The organism is Orientia tsutsugamushi str. Boryong (genome assembly GCF_000063545.1).
GTDB lineage: Bacteria > Pseudomonadota > Alphaproteobacteria > Rickettsiales > Rickettsiaceae > Orientia > Orientia tsutsugamushi_C.
On sequence record NC_009488.1, the window covers coordinates 698180 to 714623 of the forward strand.

The following is a 16444-nucleotide window of genomic DNA, read 5'->3' on the forward strand; positions in this document are numbered from 1 at the left end:
AAGCTGCGATATAAAAATAAGACGTAGATATACACAATAATTGATGCAATTATAAGATTAAACACAAGATTAAGACGCCATGGTCAGTATTATTGCCATAGTGCGACAGAAGAGTATATTAGTTTTATTATAGTTGCATCAATTATTATGTATACTATACTTAATCACTACAAATCTAAGTTAGTTTAATAATACATAGTAAGATTAGATTTTTCAATAATAATCTTTGGAGTCTAAATTTCTCAACTATTTGACACTAAATTAGAGCTTTATTTGTTTATTTACTATTTTTACGTAGGCATGTGTGTAATTTCTATCTTCAGTACTACCGTCTAACTCCAATTTTTGGAGATATATCAGTTTTTACAATTTGTTCAGGGTCTGTTTTTACGTTCTGATTATTAACTAATTTCATGATTTCAGGTATCACAAGCTCCTTAACAGCTGTGGCTCCTTTATTTTTTAGCATTTCGTTAAAATCTTCACCTTCTGAAGGAACTACGATGCTAGTGATTGCTCCTTTACTTTTCAGTACTTTTGCAGCATCGTTTATAGTGCTTACATATTCTTTATTCTGTTTATCATTATTTGCAGCTATAAGAATCTTTTCTCCTTGAAATGGTTGATAGTACTTCAAATTATTAACATTTGAGCTATATACCATTCTGCTATCAATGCCAGCTTCCTGAAAACTTGATATCGTTTTTCCTTCTGCAGACAAAATGGTTACATCATAATTGTACTGTCTTTGTTCTTTGATTTGCATAAACAATGGAGTAGAAATATCTTTGGTGGTACATTGCTTTATGCAATTCTCTTGCTGGACTCTTTCTACTTTAGCTTCTTGCTCTGGTTTAGCAGTAAAGTGATAATATTCTTCATTCACATGAGATCTATCATTGATATCATTGATTATAGACTTAAACCAGTTTTCGATTTTACTAAAAACAGTTGTCTTTGTCCGTGCTTTCTCCAAATCATGAGCAGTTTTCAGAGTTATGCTAGCTGATTTATCATTTGGTCTGCTAAGCTGATTTATTAAGCTGTTAATGCTTCTAGTTGCTTCCTTATTGCAATATAGCTGTAATTTCTCTATATGCCTTGTCATAGCTACGTATGAGCTGCTTATATTACTTACTCCATTATGTAAAACGTATACATCTTTTATAGAAGCTCCCTGGGCCTTATAAACAGTACTTGCATAACCATGTTTAAATTGTATTTTGCTTGGGTCAAAACTCACATCTTGTCCTGCATCTGTCTTAGCTACAAATTCATTTTTATTAACCGAAGTTAAAGTTGCAAATTCACTATTTTGTATTTGTAAATCCTTATCGCTTTTTTGAAATACAATTCGATCTCCAGCCATGTAGGACTCTTTCCTTCCAGCTATTGAACGCCTATATTCTGTGCCTTGTAGCGTGCCATTAGCTTTTAACAAAGATCTAATACTTGAATTAAGAATGTCTACCTCTTTATTACGTACTGTAATTACCAATTTTTCATGTAGCTTAAACTTGCTTAGACTCCAGTTGTATCTTAACTTACTCATTGAGTCCTGCAACGTATTATCAAACTTAATACATTTATTTTGTCTCAGTAATGTTATACCGCTTAAAATATTACTCTCAGCAAACTTTGTTGCTGCTTCTCTACTCCAGTTTTCACTTTGTCTTCGAATATTCACTAAAACATGTGAACTGAAAATATTACTCAGCATCTCAAACATTCCGCCTCTTTCTATTGAAGCTAACTGCTTTTCATCTCCAGCAAGTATCAGTTGACAATTATTGTTTCTAACTACTCTAAACAGCTCTGCATATTCTCTAGTAGCAACCATTCCAGCTTCATCTACTACTATTAACCTATTTTGCATAAAAATTTTTTTTTTCGATTATACAAAAATCCTTTTACTGTATAGACTTCCTTATAACCTTTGCTCCTCAGCTCTGATACCGCTTTATGAGTAGGAGCAAGTCCAATAACATTTTGTCCACGATTTGTTGCAATTTTATATGCTTTTGCTAAAACAGTGGATTTACCTGTTCCAGCTCTTCCTCTTAGTACTCTAACTCCACTAGTGCTAAGCAAAATATGCCTTAGAGCTTGTTTCTGTTCTTCACTAACATTTGCTAGACCTTCTATATCACTTTTAAGATTGTAAATATCGTTGTAATAAACTTGATTATTGATTTTATTAGCTATTCTTATTATTCTTACTTCCTCGTCTCTAACATCAGTTGTAGTAAAATATTTGCTACTTTCACCATCATCATGATATAACTCTAGTATTCTATTTGAACTGAACACTTGCTGAACTAACATTCCCCTTTCTGTTAGGTCTGGTATATCTTTTACTGCTTTTTCAATATCCTGCTTAGTAAAAATAGATTTGTAATGTGTTATAGCATCCGTTATTACATCAACATCCTTAATAATTTTTAAATTAGCCTCTTTACGTAACTCATTTTCATTTGCAACTTCATTAATTAAACCCCTAATTCTAGTAGGGCCAATATGCTCTTGCGGTACTGCACTTATCTTATCAACTCTATTTGTTAAGCCTAATTTAGCAAAATATGCATTAATTATTTCCTTCACTTTTTCATGAATCATCTCAGCTTCTAGAATAATAAATGCCTTACCTTTTGATGTTCTGAATTTAGGCTCCAAGTCAACAGCTTTACCACCTAATTCTTCGCCATTCTCTTTAATCTTCTTGTAGTAACCAATATATGCGCATGCCAGTTTTTATCTCCTCTATGAAGCTTATGAATGTCTATCTGTACTCCAAGACCATTTTGCACCCATTCCATTGCATCAACTATTTCATGTGTAATCTTTATTCTATCTTCTAAATTCAATTCCTTATCGTCTGGCAGTGCTATTACGATATCCTTCAACAACTTACTGTTTCTTCGTTTTTCTGTTTGTTCCACCTCATTCATTAATCTTTGGACATTCTTGAATTTTTGATTTACATAATCTGGTATCAGTACTGTATGATATACGTTATCTTTCTTATAAGAGAAGTTATACCTTATATTTGTCTGCTCATTTTTAACAATAGTTCTTGCATTATACGCTGCCTTACAACAACTATCTCCTCCTTTACTTCTACTTAAAAATTCAATCATTGCAAACTGTATAGCCATCTCAACACCAATTCTCACCTGAGTTTTAAGTTAGCATGGTTTTTTTGATTTTGCTAGCACAAACTTCTTTTTTTTAACACTCAATCGGCTAATGAGTGCTCATTTTTTAGCAGTAAACTTTCAAGTTTACATATTGCGTATAAGCTTATTCTTTAATGAAGCTTCTAACCTGAATTCACGTTTTTTTGACTATAATTATTTGATGTTGGTTTGGCAGGTGCGGTTTTTTTCTTTACTGGAATTTTATTTTGATATATTCTTGCCTGATTTTTTTATCTTTCTGAATTACTAACAACGCCAATTTAGGATAAGGAAAATATGAAAGGTAGTGAATAAAAGGTATACAAAGAGAGGATGTTGAGTTAAAAAGAAAATTTAAATAAAAAAGGAATAATCCAACATGAAAAAATGTATCATAACAGTATACTATTTAATAGACAATTTTTGCAAGATATATCAAGAGTGGGAAAAACAGAGATTAATACCAAGTAGCAATCAAAGGAACAGAGATGGAAAGTTGTCCTTAGCTGAGTTATTAACAATAGCGATATATTTTTATTTGTCTCCATGCAAGGATTTTAAAAATTATTATCTATATTACTTGAGTCATAAGTATAAAGGATACTTTTGTTTACCAAGCTATAGTAGAATAATACAACTGTAGCCTAGAATGTTGCTACCGCTAGCTGTATTAATGCATTATCTGAAAGGAGAAGAGACTAGTATATATTACATCGATTCTACAAAGTTAGCAATTTGTCATAATAAACGTATTTCTAGCAATAGAGTTTTTAACAGAATTTCTAAAATTGGTAAGAGTAGTTATGGCTGGTTCTTAGGCTTTAAGCTACATATTATAATCAATAATAAAGGTGAAATAATGTCAGTTAAAATTACTAAAGGCAATAAAAGCGATCTATCTATAGCTTCAGTTATTTCTGAAGGCTTATCTGGTAAATTGTTTGGTGATAAAGCCTATATATCTAAAGAGTTATTTCATCAACTGTTGTCCAATGGTCTACGTTTATTTACTAATCTTCGCAAAGATATGAAAACATATTTATTGGACATAGATGATAAGCGTTTATTAAATAAACGTTCCTTAATTGAGTCTGTTTTTAATGTACTAAAAAAACATATGCATTTAGAGCATACTCGACATCGCTCTCCTATTAATTTCTTTGTTCATATCATTGCTTCTCTTGCTTCTTATTCTATCTCCAAACTTAATCACTATCTTATCTCCTCTTCTTCCTATTCTAACTCCTTATCCTAAATTGGCGTTTAAAAAGCCGTTTTTTTGCAGGGAAATATGGTGGAAATTTTTTTTTTAATTCTTATATCTGAAAGGCTTATGGTAACTGCTTCTTTAATTTACTGACACTATGTAAGCTTTGCATAAGCCTTAATTATTTTTAATTAAAAAAGTATTCAAAAACAGGAAAATTTCCAGTAATTTTAAAGAAAAGAAATCGATAATAACTATAACTTAATTTGTATATCTTCAAATTTTATAAGTTAAATGAGTATACAAAATATATGTTCTAGCCTACTCGTTATATTAAACTCAGATTTCTTAAACTTTGGCATATAGCAACTAGCGACAAATAACATGCGTACAAAAGATGAAAATTATAGAATAGCAGTAAAAAAATTATGTGAGAAATTTAAGGCATATACCTATGAAATAAACCAAGTTCAGCATTATGAATCTGTTGATTATACAGATTCATACAAAGAAGAACATAGTGTAAATATACCTGGCATTGCTTCTTTTGCTCAAGCCTTGAAGGGTTATCAACTGCTTATTGATTGTTATCTATTTCTGTCTGATAATACCTGTTTGGAACTTGAAGAAATAAGCTATCATATTAATGAGATGTTTAAGCACAGACTTTATATTGATTTAGCTGATGGATTCGATCGTAAGTATTACAAGAATCTATTAAGTAAAAGAATGGATGATATAGAAAATAAAAAAGCAGCTTACATAGCTCATGTTGAGCGAGCAGTATTCAGTAGAGAAGATGGCACCATTGTTGATGGCAAACATGCTACTATTGTAAAGTATTCTAAAGATGATAATGGATATTATAAAATAATTTATAATGCTGGTTACGGAGTTAGGAAGGCTAATATGGCTCTTCAAGATAAAGAGGAATTATTAAAAGTTGCAAAAATTACTGATTATAAAAACAAGACACTGAATGCATATTACAGCGGAATTAAGTATTATATACCTGAAGATATCTTCTCTACAGAAGAAATAGAAGAATTAATAACTGCAGAGTTATACGATCGTGCGCTACAAAGTTCATTTAATAACCCAAGTGCTGCTAGTACAAAATTAGTAACACAGCAATTATATGGTAATTGTACTACCAGATGTATTAGAGAAGCAGTACGAGATAATATTGATGAAGCAGTATTTAGAGACTTATACTGCTTTATTACATTAGTTCCATATTCAAGTAAGTTGAAAATGTTGGAAAAACTAATAGATAAACCATTAGCAATTGGAATGCCAATTTTAGAAGAATGCAAAAAATCACTTACTCCAAATGAAAGATTTTTTAGTGAGTTACAATATAAAGTTAATAATATTTTGAGCATTAGCTCAGATGCATCTGTTAAAAATTTACAGCTTATAAAACTTCTAGACACAACTCACCCATTAATGTTACTAGACGATGGCTATCAATTTCTAGCTGATGTTATTGCTATGAAGCTTATTGATGCTGATATTATACAAAAGAATGTAGATAAATCACAAGCAGAAGTAGTATATAGTACTGACCTCTACTTAAATTTTGGCAATTTATATGATCAAGGATATAACTTTATTACTAAAAAATGTTTAATTAATGAGATAACAACCATGATTTTGTCATCTGATATTGCAAATCAATGTATGAGTGTAGAAAATATCAAGTATATAGTTAGAAAGCTGTTTTTTCCAGTAATTCAAGATAATGATTTATATTTAACTAAACCATTACTTTTGCCTATTAAGGAAAGATTATTGCAATGTATTGCAGACTATAACAGTAAATTTACATCAGATGCTTTAATGTTAAGTGAAGATTTAAATCAAGTTCTTAATTCTTGGCGTAATGCTTGTCTACAAGATTCAAAAATTGCTTCGATTATTAAAGCGCAAATAATTGGTGGAGATGCTGCACCGATAAATGTATTTGAACATTCTATAAAAAAAGAAAAAGTAATTTTAGAAACAAATGTGATAAAAAAAGGATATGTAAAGGAGGCCAAGCATGCGTTAGATTTAAATAGTAAGAAAGATCAATTAATACTAAGAGGCAGAAATAAAAAATATACTATAAGCAGATGAGATGTAACGATCTTTTGTTGCAAACATTTGCAATTAACCTTAAATTTATCAAAAAATACATTATCGCTACTGTCACAGTAGATTATATTTACCTCATAGCATAAATTGCTGATACATCTTAGCCATAAACTTGCTTACCATTAATATAGAAGTTCCAACTCCACCAGTATTTATAACGCCAGATTAGGATAAGGGAAAGCATGAAAAGCATAATGAAAAAGGCCTACAAGAGATAATATACAATTAAATTATGCGATATATTTAAATATAATTTCAATTAATAACGGTTTATTTATTGCTCATATTTTTACAAGTATTAGTTCGTAATACTATACTTAATAACTTAAACATTGACCATTGTAATACTTGTATATTATCTCTTTCTAAGCGTTTCTTATTCTAAATTTGCATTTGCAGACATGCGAGCAATAAATAAACCGTTATTAATTGAAATTATATTTAAATATATCGCATAATTTAATTGTATATTATCTCTTGTAGGCCTTTTTCATTATGCTTTTCATGCTTTCCCTTATCCTAATCTGGCGTTTATAATACATTTTTTCATGTTGGGTTATTCCTTTTTTATTTAAATTTTCTTTTTAACTCAACATCATCTCTTTGTATACCTTTTATTCACTACCTTTCATATTTTCCTTATCCTAAATTGGCGTTACTAGACATCGCTCTCCCATTAATTTCTTTGTTCATATCATTGCTTCTCTTGCTACTTATTCTATCTCCAAACTTAATCCCTATCTTATCTCCTCTTCTTCCTATTCTAACTCCTTATCCTAAATTGGCGTTAACATGGCAAATCTTATGCAGCAAAAAATTACTCTCCAACAAAAAAAGGCTAAGCTAATCATGGATGAGGTTAACCTCAAAATCAAAGAACGTAAAATGCGTACTCGACGTCTTATCGAAATGGGTGGACTAGTCGCTAAGGCTAAGCTTGATCACTTATCAGCAAACACTTTATTTGGTGCGATTGGTTTCACTAAAAGAAACTTTAACACAACATCCAAATGTTCAGAATCATTGGACTACAATCGGTAAAGATATTTTTGATAAAGAACAGCAAAATAAAGCTGCTGTGATTTTAAAATTTTCCTCTGAACCAGACGAAAACACTAAGCACCACATTCGCCTTCATGGCTTAAAATGGAACAGTTTTCGTCAAGAATGGTGCGGCAATGTTAAGGACATTGAGGCCTTAAAGAATTGCCTTCTCAATGTTCAGTGCAAACTAGAGCTTGTATCTTAGTTTTTAAATACTTATATGAACTAAACAGAACTTGATAATATAGCTAATATAATTTATAAATCAGAAGTGTAATACAATATTTATTAACAACAAGGGTGATTTATGTATAGTACTAATTTTTATCAAGCTGAATCTAGTAGCGAAAGTTCGATAAATATAGCGCAGCTAGCTACAACTTTTACATTAAAAAAAGAAGGCAATAATACTTTAATCTTGATTGGATGGAGTAATATTGAATATGCCAATATTATTCAACAAGTAAAATTGAATTGTAATAGAGAAAAAGAATCAGTTAGTTATCGTTATGTAGATAGTGATAGTAGTTATATAGCAATAGAATATCATGAGTACGCTGTACAAACATGCAATACATTATACGCAGTAGAAAACTTTAATTATGACCAACTTATGTCTGTAGTATTAAAGTATGATCATGAACCTCTTAATTATCAAAGACAAAAGTCATTAGATAATAAGGATTTAACCATTGCATGTAATGATTTGAGTGAAAATCTACTAGAGCAATTAGATACATTCACTGATGACGATAGACTTGCCTATTATAGTGATAATATTCGTGTTCATAATCAGGATCAATTTAGAGATTTTGTAGGTAATATACTATTAATTGATGATCCAGAACGATAATATATCTATGCCAAGCAGCTATACTCCATTGTGAAAGTAGAAATATATGTAATGCTATGTATGCTAGTTAGAAAAAGTTTGTATTCCAACTAGCATAAAGCTCACAGTATTTATTTAGCTCTATGGCAATTTCTGGTAATTTAAGATATTCAGCAAGAGGTATAAATTCTTGCTGAGTTTCAATAACGATTTTTTGTCTTTTTTCATAAGGTTTTATGTGTATGGTTTGAATATTATGTAGTCGATCGAAAAGCTTAATTAATAATAGTTCTGTTTTATTTTGGCTATAAAATGTTTGAATCATTTCTCTAGAACTGATTTTTTTATTATCCTTAATTCTGGTGAGGTCTGAAACCTGTTCTGCAATATTATTACCAAATTCTTGACTTATTATTTCTTTGGTTAGTGTTGTGTCTTCGAGTGTATCATGTAGTATTGCTGTAATAATTGTATCAGTTTCAAAGCTGTAGTCTGATACCATATAAGCTACTTCTAATGGATGCATATAATATGGCTCTCCTGTATCTCGAAGTTGTTTGTCATGATATTTTTTAGCGTAAAGTATTGCTCTTTCAACTTTATCAAGATCAATTTTAGTATTAAATCTTACGTTGGTTTCAAACAGCTTATTTAGTAAGCTCTCGCTATAAAAGTCTATCATTTTCCATCTCCAAATAATCTTTAATAAATTATACCATAATTTAAACTTTTTATATGCTTCAATCTCAGACAAAGTCTAGGAAAGAAGCAAATCAAATTGTAAAATTTTTAATCATTAAAATGTGTTATTTTTGATTAAAAAAATTGTACTGGAATATTGCAAGTAATGGTTGTAAACTTGCCTTTCTCACTTTCTATTTCCATTTCTCCATTAAGTTGATTAATAAGGTAATTTACAAACCATAATCCTGATTCTAACATTTGTGGATAGTCTCGTACCAACTCAAAATCAGCTAATTTAGCTTTTATATCTCCTAATTTTTCTTTTGAAATACTGCTTCCTTTATCGTGTATTCTAAATTGTAGTATGTTATCGCTTTTTATATAATTTTTTACAGTAAACAAATGAACTGTAATTATAACCTTGCAGCTGTGATTAAATCTAATGACTCCTCCTATTAATTGACTTAATATAGCTTGTAAGTGATCACTATTTCCAATCACAATATCCTTCATTTTGTACTGAAAATTGTAATTGATTTTTATATCTTTCTCTTTTGCAATGTCTTAAGTCTCATGACAGCATCCTTTACTAGCTTTTGTATGCTAAATTTTTTTAAACATAAATTTTCATTCTCAATTTCGCTTCTAAGCGTGTAAACTACATCATTACAGTACTCTTGGAGATTTACTGCTCGATTTAATATTGTTTCCAGCTTATCTTTATTTTTTGAATCACTTAACATGATCTCGCTTGCTAGCCTTACAATTTCACTAGTTGCAATATTAAATCTATATTTGATATTCTGTATCAGATTCACACAATATTCTTTCAATGATTCAGCTACCTCGACCTGATACTTAGCTTTTCTTAACTTTGTTATTATCTCTATATATTCATCGATATTCTCCCTTTCTCCATTCACTAGCGTAATTGGTATTGGAGGAATTTGTACCATCCATTGGTTTTTCATAACATTCGCCAAAAGAAGAGTTAAAACTAGTTATTGGCACTTCAAATGCAAAAGTTATGTAATTATTTTCCTCTTTTGCTCTTAGCCTTCCTTTTAGCTGATGTATAAGATGTTTAATAAATGCTAATCCTTCTCCTAGTTCTTGATATGTTACCAAATTCAAATTCTCTAGTTCGGAATTTATTCTTTCTAATTTTTCTTTAGAAGGGCTTAGTACTATGTTTTGTACTGTAAATTGTAATATTTCTGAATACTGATTGATGTTAATAGTAATCTTGCTATGCTTACTACTATTTATAATAGCACTACCAATTAACTGACTTATTACTGCTTTTATTCTAAAACTATCTCCAATCAGAACCGTCTTTATGTCATTTTGAACATTTAGCTTTATATTCTCATTTTCAAAATGTTTCCTCATTCTGATAACGGTATTATTTATTAGCAATTCTATGTTAAATGTTTCAATCCTTACATTTGTTGATGCTATGTATTGTCTAAATAAAAAAATCATTCCATTTAGAGAAGTTATTATATTTACTTTTTTTCTGTCGTAGTTATTTACTATTAGCCTAAAATATTGTATCCACTCTATGCAATTTATGCTTACTTGCTCAGATTCCTCTAGCTGGCAGTATAGTTTTTGCATTTCAGAATCTATCTGTTTTATTGTTGTGCTATTAATTCCTTCTGTAGATAATTTTTCAGTTAATTTATTGATTTTATTTTGACCTTCGTATTCTATAGGCATAGAATTACACTGCTGTTTTAAGTGTTAAAATAGTTATGCTAGAGATTAAAAAGATAAATTTAGTTGTTTATATGCTTTTAATCTCTATCGGAATATTATCTAAATCTTGAATCTCAGATAACATCAGGTATACAGTATCATTTCATTTTTTGTCAGTACATGACTTTTTGTCATAATTATGAAAATTTTTTCATAATATTACACATTGATGCGAAATTATCGCATTGTTATTTACACCGAAAAAAGCAAAATCTCATTCAAAATGAGATATGCAATTTATCTCTGTATAAAAAGACTTTGATAATTTAGTATATTAACTGAAAAAGTTCTGGACTTATCTTCTTTGCTCTTAATTTAAACATCAGGTTCAAACACATCTTTAAAACGACCTACAATATCCAAAATATAAAAATCAAGGGCTGTATTAACTAAGTCAAGATCTTTTTTCTCTATAGAATTAAAGTCTTCTTTTATTTCAAGCTGCCCTTGAGCCAATAGTACTTGTTTGATAGTTACTTTTCTTTGTTTCGGATTAATGCAATGATAATTTCAAAATATAACAATGTTGTTAAAAGTTATTGATTGTTATTGATAACAGTATATAATTTTACTAGTGATTATTCATTTAACATATAATAACCGATATTACAGTGTTAACTATTTAGATTATTAATTTTAAGGGTGAAGTATTATGTATGAAGATATACCTGAAACGGATATAAATAAATTATATGATGAGTTTATCAATCATAGTTATGAAATAAATTTAGTACACCATTTTGAATCTGTTGATAGATCAAATAATCATGATAATATAAATGTACCAGGTAGTACGAGTGAAATAGCGTTATCTGGATATATAAATCTAATTAACTGTTATAAAGCTTTATTTAATAAAGATTGTATAGAACTTAAGAATATTACTTATCATCTTGAACAAATGTTAAAAAGTAAATTTTATATAGAGCTTTTAAGAGATAAATATGCATTTTTTACAAAATTATGTAACGGTGAATGCGTTTATGATGATTTTGGAATTCTTTTTGCAAATATGGAACAAAATGATGATACATATACTTATGCAAAAAAGATGGCTGACAGAGGGATGCAATGGATTCAAACTGTAGAAATAATAAAAAAATCACGTGATTTAGATCATAGAGGAGAAACTTATATAGACTTTAGTACTGTTAGTACTGTTAGTACTGTTAGTACTGTTAGTACTGTTAATGCTGTTGATAATGTTGACAATTTAAGTCATTTGAATATCGCAAAGTATTATCGTGATAATAATACAAACGTCAATTATGGAGTCTTATATAACCCAGACAACACAGTAATGTCTAATCATTATCGTATTGCTACATCAAAAAGCACAAATGACTATGATGAACTTAAGAAAATAGATGAACTTAAGAAAAGAGAATGTCTTACTAAGGATCAAGTAGTTTTTACAGGAATACACTATATGATTAGTGGTTCGGTAACTGATGATATAAGACAAAAAAAAATGTTTTATTTCACTGATTCTTCTGAACTAATGCTATTAGAGCCTACCCCAGTCAATAAAATACCAGTAATTAATCCTCGTTATAGTAATTGTTCAACACGAACTGTTAGAGAGGTATTGAGAGATAATCTTCCTGATCAAATATTTAGAGAGTTATATGATTTTATTACTTTAGTTCCATATTCCAGTAAATTAGAAATGTTAGAAAGTGTTATAGGTGGGCTGTCATCATCAAATATAAAACATTCTACTGAACTTCCTACTTTAGGATCACTTACTGCAGATGAAGTTAAGGAAAATTTTCTTAGCATATTTCAATTTAAGGTAAACAATATTTTAGGAATTAAGCCTACAGTTCCAATTCATGACTTACACTTAATTGAATTGACACGCTATCTATATGTTAATGCACCATTAGTATTATACAGTGAAGGACTAAAATTTTTAGCAGAATCTAAAGCTATATATTTGATCAATGCAGGTGTTATAAAAGCAAATTCTGATCAATCTCAAGCAATGATAGATACAATGTTATCAAATTTTCTTATACCAGAACAGTTTGTTGTAAAATATGGTGGCTACTATACTACTGGATATAATCTTATTACTAAAAAATGTTTGCTTATGGATGTATTTATAAACGAATCGCTGTTAGATACAACACCTATAGATGCAAATAACCAATCTAATACTAAAACAAATTGGGACTCTATAAATGCAGAAGATAAAAAATATATAGTGCAGAAACTATTTTCTAGTACACTGAAAGATTCTGACTTTTATTTAAATAAAAAAATACTTTTCGTTATTAAGGAAGTATTACTTCAATCTGCTGAACATACTCTTAAAGATGATTTCTTAGATAATTCTCCATTACCTTTAGATATTAAAGATGAAATTGTTAATTCCTGCCGCAGATCTTGTCTTCAAAATCATAAAATAGATTTACCTGTCAGAGCTCAAATAGCTGGAGATAATTACTCTTCGAAAAACGCATTGAAGAATTTAAAGTTGGGCATAGAAACTGAGATAATACCGAAAGGACATGTTGCAAAAATAAAGAGTGAGTTAGAGTCAGAACTTTGACAAAAATATTAAGAAATTGCTTTTAAAATTTTAATTGCACATTAGGTACAAAATTTAAGCTATATGGAATGGAGAATTTTTTTGTTTATTGTTATTCTTATCACTAATAATCATAGCATTACTTTTGCTGTTTGAAGTAGTGATTAAAGAGTAGCTAGAGATTCATTTATACCTTTAATAGCAGATTCTGAAGTTTTAATGAAATAACCTCTAGCTAAATATTATCTAAATCTTGAATCTCGGATAACATCAGGTATACAGTATCATTTCATTTTTTGTCAGTACATGACTTTTTGTCATAATTATGAAAGATTTTTTCATCTTTTTTAAAATAGATGCGAAATTATCACATTGTATCTTTAGCTTCAAAAACATCATTCAAAAAAGATTTATAAAAAAAGCTCTGCAGCAGTTATTATTACTGGCTTTAAGGCTTATTTTCTACTATAATTCATAGTAGAGATTTAATTAATCAAAAATTCTTGTGTCAATAGCAATTTCTAATGAACCAAAGCCTTTTTTCCACTGGGTTGGAGGCAAAAGGAGAATTGTTGCTAAACTAATAAAGCATCTTCCTTCAGGGCCATACTATAATTACTATGAACCATTCCTTGGAGGTGGGGCTTTATTTTTTCAAGTTAGGCATCTGTTTAAACAATGTTTTTTGTCTGATATTAATCTCAACTTAATTACTAGTTATCACGCTGTAAAAAAGAATCCAAATGAAGTCAACAGGTTACTAAATCTATATCACAAAAACCATTCTGAAAATCTCTACTATAAAATAAGAGACAATTATTATAGTAATGATCCTAACGATATTACTGCAAAATTTATATATCTTAATAAATATTCCTTTAGGGGAATTTATAGGCTAAACAGAGATGGTACATCTGCTCAAACATTTTCTGATAAGTGATATCTTAAGCTTCATATTTGCTCTAGAATAAACAAATGTAGTAAACTTTTAACCGATGTATCAATTTGCGCAATGGATTTTTCATTTATAGAGCCTCAACAAAATGACTTTGTTTATTTCGATCCTCCTTACCACCAATCAGGAGAAAGGTTCTACACTAGAGTCCCATTTGATGAAAAAGAGCAAATCAGACTACGAGATTTTGTATATGAACTAAACAATAAAGGTGTTAAAATTATGCTTTCAAATAATAACACTACCTTCATTAAAGACTTATACAAAGACTTCTTCATTACTCATATTGGAGTTACATACTCAATCAATCAAAAACGCAATCTCGTTAATGAGCTAATCATTACTAACTATAAAACTTGCTAGTTATTAAATGTGAACCCGCCATCCAACACGTATATGAATAGGAAGTGGTCTATAGTTAGCTATTGTGGAGCATTCAATATCTAAATATGCATCTCTTGATAAGTTTATTGTTGTGCCAACTCACAAATCTATACCAGTACCACTGCAACACGCGAGAACTGATACTAGGCCACCTGTAACAAAAATTGATGCTTTGTTACCTTCAATTATATTGTAATAATAATTTCCTTGAACAAAGTTATCTCTACAGTTGTGATGACACATAAATCCTAATCTTACATCCATTCTGTGACGATCTAATCTATAACCAATTCCAGCTTCTAATGTATCGTAGTTAGTAGCAATACCAGTTGAAAATTTTATATAGAATTGTGAAGTATCAATACTATCTTTGAAAGCATTGAAGTTTACATTATTATTTGCTGTACATATCGATGGTGAAAGCAATATAGCTATTATTATACAAGGTTGTAAAAGTGATTTCAAAATACTCATAGCAGTATCTATCTAATTTAATATTTTCTATAAACTTAATAGACTTCTTTCGAAACTAGAGAATGATGTAGAATAGTGTTATAAAAATCTGATTTGAAGTAACAATGAAATTAGATCAGATTAAAGAGTTAAAGGATGAAAAATTTCGTCGATTAACAGTAGTAAGGAAGGGAACATTCTCAAAGATGGTGGATATTTTGAGGAAAGCTGATGGTGTTAAGAAATCAAAAGGAGGGCGTAAAAATAAGCTCAATTTGGAGGAACAGTTATTGATGGCCTTAGAATACCTTAGAGAATACCGTACTTATTTTCATATAGGTCAGAACTATGGGATTAGTGAAAGTTCAGCATATAAAGCTGTAAAATGGGTAGAAGACACCTTAGTTAAACACCCAAACTTTGCTCTTCCAGGTCGTAAAGCTCTAATGAATAGCGATATGAATTATGAAGTAGTCTTGATTGGTGCTACTGAGAGTCCTATAGAAGGACCTAAAAAAAAATAAAAATTCTATTATTCAGGAAAGAAGAAAAAGCATACACTAAAAACTCAAATAGTGGTAGACAAGAAAACGCACCAAGTAATATGTACAGATTTTTCTAACGGTAAAAAACATGACTTTAGATTATTTAAGGAATCCAAAATTCTTATCCATCCTAAGATTAAAGCGATTACTGATACAGGATATCAAGGTATACAAAAAATTCGCAATAATTCTGCATTACCAAAGAAAAAAAGCAAGAAAAATCCTTTAACTAAAAATGATAAAAAGAATAATCGTAGGTTAGCAGGAGAAAGAGTTGTCAATGAAAATGTTATTGGTATGCTAAAAACGGTTCAAAATTATTGCTGACAAATATCGAAATAGACGTAAAAGATTCGGTCTTAGATTTAATTTGATCTCTGGCATTTATAATTTTGAACTACCTTAACCAGTTTCGAAAGAAGTCTATTCTCTCTTTGTATACCTTTTATTCTCTACATTTCATATTTCCACTTATCCTAATCTGGCGTTTACAACATCTCAAGGCAAAAAAAGAAAAGAGATTAAAATTTCATGATAAGATAAAAAGGTCAAAGACAAAGGAAAGGTTATTGTCTTTACGCATGATAGCAGTCTTGTTCATAGTGCACCTAGAACTGAACGGATATAGCTAAACTACTATAAAACAGTTATAATAATTTGGATGTATGATAAAAAAGATGGACACATATTAGAATATTTACCGTATTATTCTCTTAAATCCTATTGAG

11 protein-coding genes and 5 pseudogenes are annotated in these 16444 nt (G+C 29.6%); 7 read left to right on the plus strand and 9 right to left on the minus strand.

Annotation, left to right across the window (positions count from 1 at the left end; all coding sequences use genetic code 11):
* Positions 1–325 precede the first annotated feature (325 nt).
* Genes OTBS_RS03405 through OTBS_RS11665 form a run of 3 tightly spaced genes read right to left on the minus strand, consistent with a single transcriptional unit; the run spans position 326 to position 3173 of the window.
* Positions 326–1876, minus strand: a complete 1551-nt coding sequence (locus OTBS_RS03405; protein WP_041621175.1) for an AAA family ATPase — start codon at positions 1874–1876, stop codon at positions 326–328.
* Complete coding sequence (locus OTBS_RS17545) at positions 1861–2673, minus strand: AAA family ATPase (RefSeq protein ID WP_269763899.1); 813 nt, start codon at positions 2671–2673, stop codon at positions 1861–1863. The genes OTBS_RS03405 and OTBS_RS17545 overlap by 16 nt, the downstream gene beginning before the upstream one ends.
* Before the next feature lie 17 nt (positions 2674–2690).
* On the minus strand, positions 2691–3173 hold the full coding sequence (locus tag OTBS_RS11665) for a MobA/MobL family protein (RefSeq protein WP_080571828.1): 483 nt from the start codon (positions 3171–3173) through the stop codon (positions 2691–2693).
* Between the two features lie 382 nt (positions 3174–3555).
* Between OTBS_RS11665 and OTBS_RS03420 the strand changes: the two are divergent.
* From OTBS_RS03420 to OTBS_RS03435, 4 genes and pseudogenes are all read left to right on the plus strand, one after another.
* A pseudogene (locus OTBS_RS03420) lies at positions 3556–4431 on the plus strand (IS982 family transposase).
* Positions 4432–4767: 336 nt separating this feature from the next.
* Positions 4768–6504 carry a hypothetical protein gene (locus OTBS_RS10250; RefSeq protein WP_011944623.1) on the plus strand — a complete coding sequence of 579 codons (1737 nt, stop codon included), beginning with the start codon at positions 4768–4770 and terminating at the stop codon, positions 6502–6504.
* 810 nt (positions 6505–7314) lie between these two features.
* Positions 7315–7771 (plus strand): annotated as a pseudogene (locus tag OTBS_RS03430) (conjugal transfer protein TraD).
* A gap of 102 nt (positions 7772–7873) precedes the next feature.
* A complete protein-coding gene (locus tag OTBS_RS03435; RefSeq protein WP_011944624.1) occupies positions 7874–8419 on the plus strand; it encodes a hypothetical protein in 546 nt (181 codons plus the stop codon).
* A 67-nt stretch (positions 8420–8486) separates the two neighbouring features.
* Here OTBS_RS03435 and OTBS_RS03440 read toward each other — a convergent pair whose 3' ends face one another.
* From OTBS_RS03440 to OTBS_RS13985, 5 genes are all read right to left on the minus strand, one after another.
* A complete protein-coding gene (locus OTBS_RS03440) occupies positions 8487–9080 on the minus strand; it encodes an HD domain-containing protein (protein ID WP_011944625.1) in 594 nt (197 codons plus the stop codon).
* A 134-nt stretch (positions 9081–9214) separates the two neighbouring features.
* A complete protein-coding gene (locus tag OTBS_RS16110; RefSeq protein ID WP_232488892.1) occupies positions 9215–9595 on the minus strand; it encodes an ATP-binding protein in 381 nt (126 codons plus the stop codon).
* Positions 9596–9621: 26 nt separating this feature from the next.
* Positions 9622–10038: a hypothetical protein gene (locus OTBS_RS16115; protein WP_232488893.1), complete on the minus strand. Its 417-nt coding sequence runs from the start codon at positions 10036–10038 to the stop codon at positions 9622–9624.
* Positions 9977–10804, minus strand: coding sequence for a sensor histidine kinase (locus OTBS_RS03455; RefSeq protein WP_011944626.1), 828 nt, complete (start codon positions 10802–10804; stop codon positions 9977–9979). The genes OTBS_RS16115 and OTBS_RS03455 overlap by 62 nt, the downstream gene beginning before the upstream one ends.
* Before the next feature lie 354 nt (positions 10805–11158).
* Positions 11159–11299 carry a hypothetical protein gene (locus tag OTBS_RS13985; protein ID WP_232488894.1) on the minus strand — a complete coding sequence of 47 codons (141 nt, stop codon included), beginning with the start codon at positions 11297–11299 and terminating at the stop codon, positions 11159–11161.
* A gap of 196 nt (positions 11300–11495) precedes the next feature.
* Here OTBS_RS13985 and OTBS_RS03460 point away from each other — a divergent pair, with 196 nt between their 5' ends.
* Positions 11496–13400, plus strand: a complete 1905-nt coding sequence (locus tag OTBS_RS03460) for a hypothetical protein (RefSeq protein ID WP_011944627.1) — start codon at positions 11496–11498, stop codon at positions 13398–13400.
* 484 nt (positions 13401–13884) lie between these two features.
* Positions 13885–14697: pseudogene (locus tag OTBS_RS03465) on the plus strand (DNA adenine methylase).
* A 3-nt stretch (positions 14698–14700) separates the two neighbouring features.
* Here the strand turns inward: OTBS_RS03465 and OTBS_RS03470 are convergent.
* Positions 14701–15192 (minus strand): annotated as a pseudogene (locus OTBS_RS03470) (hypothetical protein).
* 104 nt (positions 15193–15296) lie between these two features.
* Here OTBS_RS03470 and OTBS_RS11675 point away from each other — a divergent pair.
* A pseudogene (locus tag OTBS_RS11675) lies at positions 15297–16122 on the plus strand (IS5 family transposase).
* Positions 16123–16444 lie beyond the last annotated feature (322 nt).

Excerpts from the sequence above, each read along its gene's own strand:
- OTBS_RS03460 (WP_011944627.1), top strand. The coding sequence starts at position 11,496 with ATGTATGAAGATATACCTGAAACGGATATAAATAAATTATATGATGAG.
- OTBS_RS03405 (WP_041621175.1), bottom strand. The coding sequence starts at position 1,876 with ATGCAAAATAGGTTAATAGTAGTAGATGAAGCTGGAATGGTTGCTACT.
- OTBS_RS10250 (WP_011944623.1), top strand. The coding sequence starts at position 4,768 with ATGCGTACAAAAGATGAAAATTATAGAATAGCAGTAAAAAAATTATGT.
- OTBS_RS16115 (WP_232488893.1), bottom strand. The coding sequence starts at position 10,038 with ATGGTACAAATTCCTCCAATACCAATTACGCTAGTGAATGGAGAAAGG.
- OTBS_RS03455 (WP_011944626.1), bottom strand. The coding sequence starts at position 10,804 with ATGCCTATAGAATACGAAGGTCAAAATAAAATCAATAAATTAACTGAA.
- OTBS_RS16110 (WP_232488892.1), bottom strand. The coding sequence starts at position 9,595 with ATGAAGGATATTGTGATTGGAAATAGTGATCACTTACAAGCTATATTA.
- OTBS_RS03440 (WP_011944625.1), bottom strand. The coding sequence starts at position 9,080 with ATGATAGACTTTTATAGCGAGAGCTTACTAAATAAGCTGTTTGAAACC.
- OTBS_RS03435 (WP_011944624.1), top strand. The coding sequence starts at position 7,874 with ATGTATAGTACTAATTTTTATCAAGCTGAATCTAGTAGCGAAAGTTCG.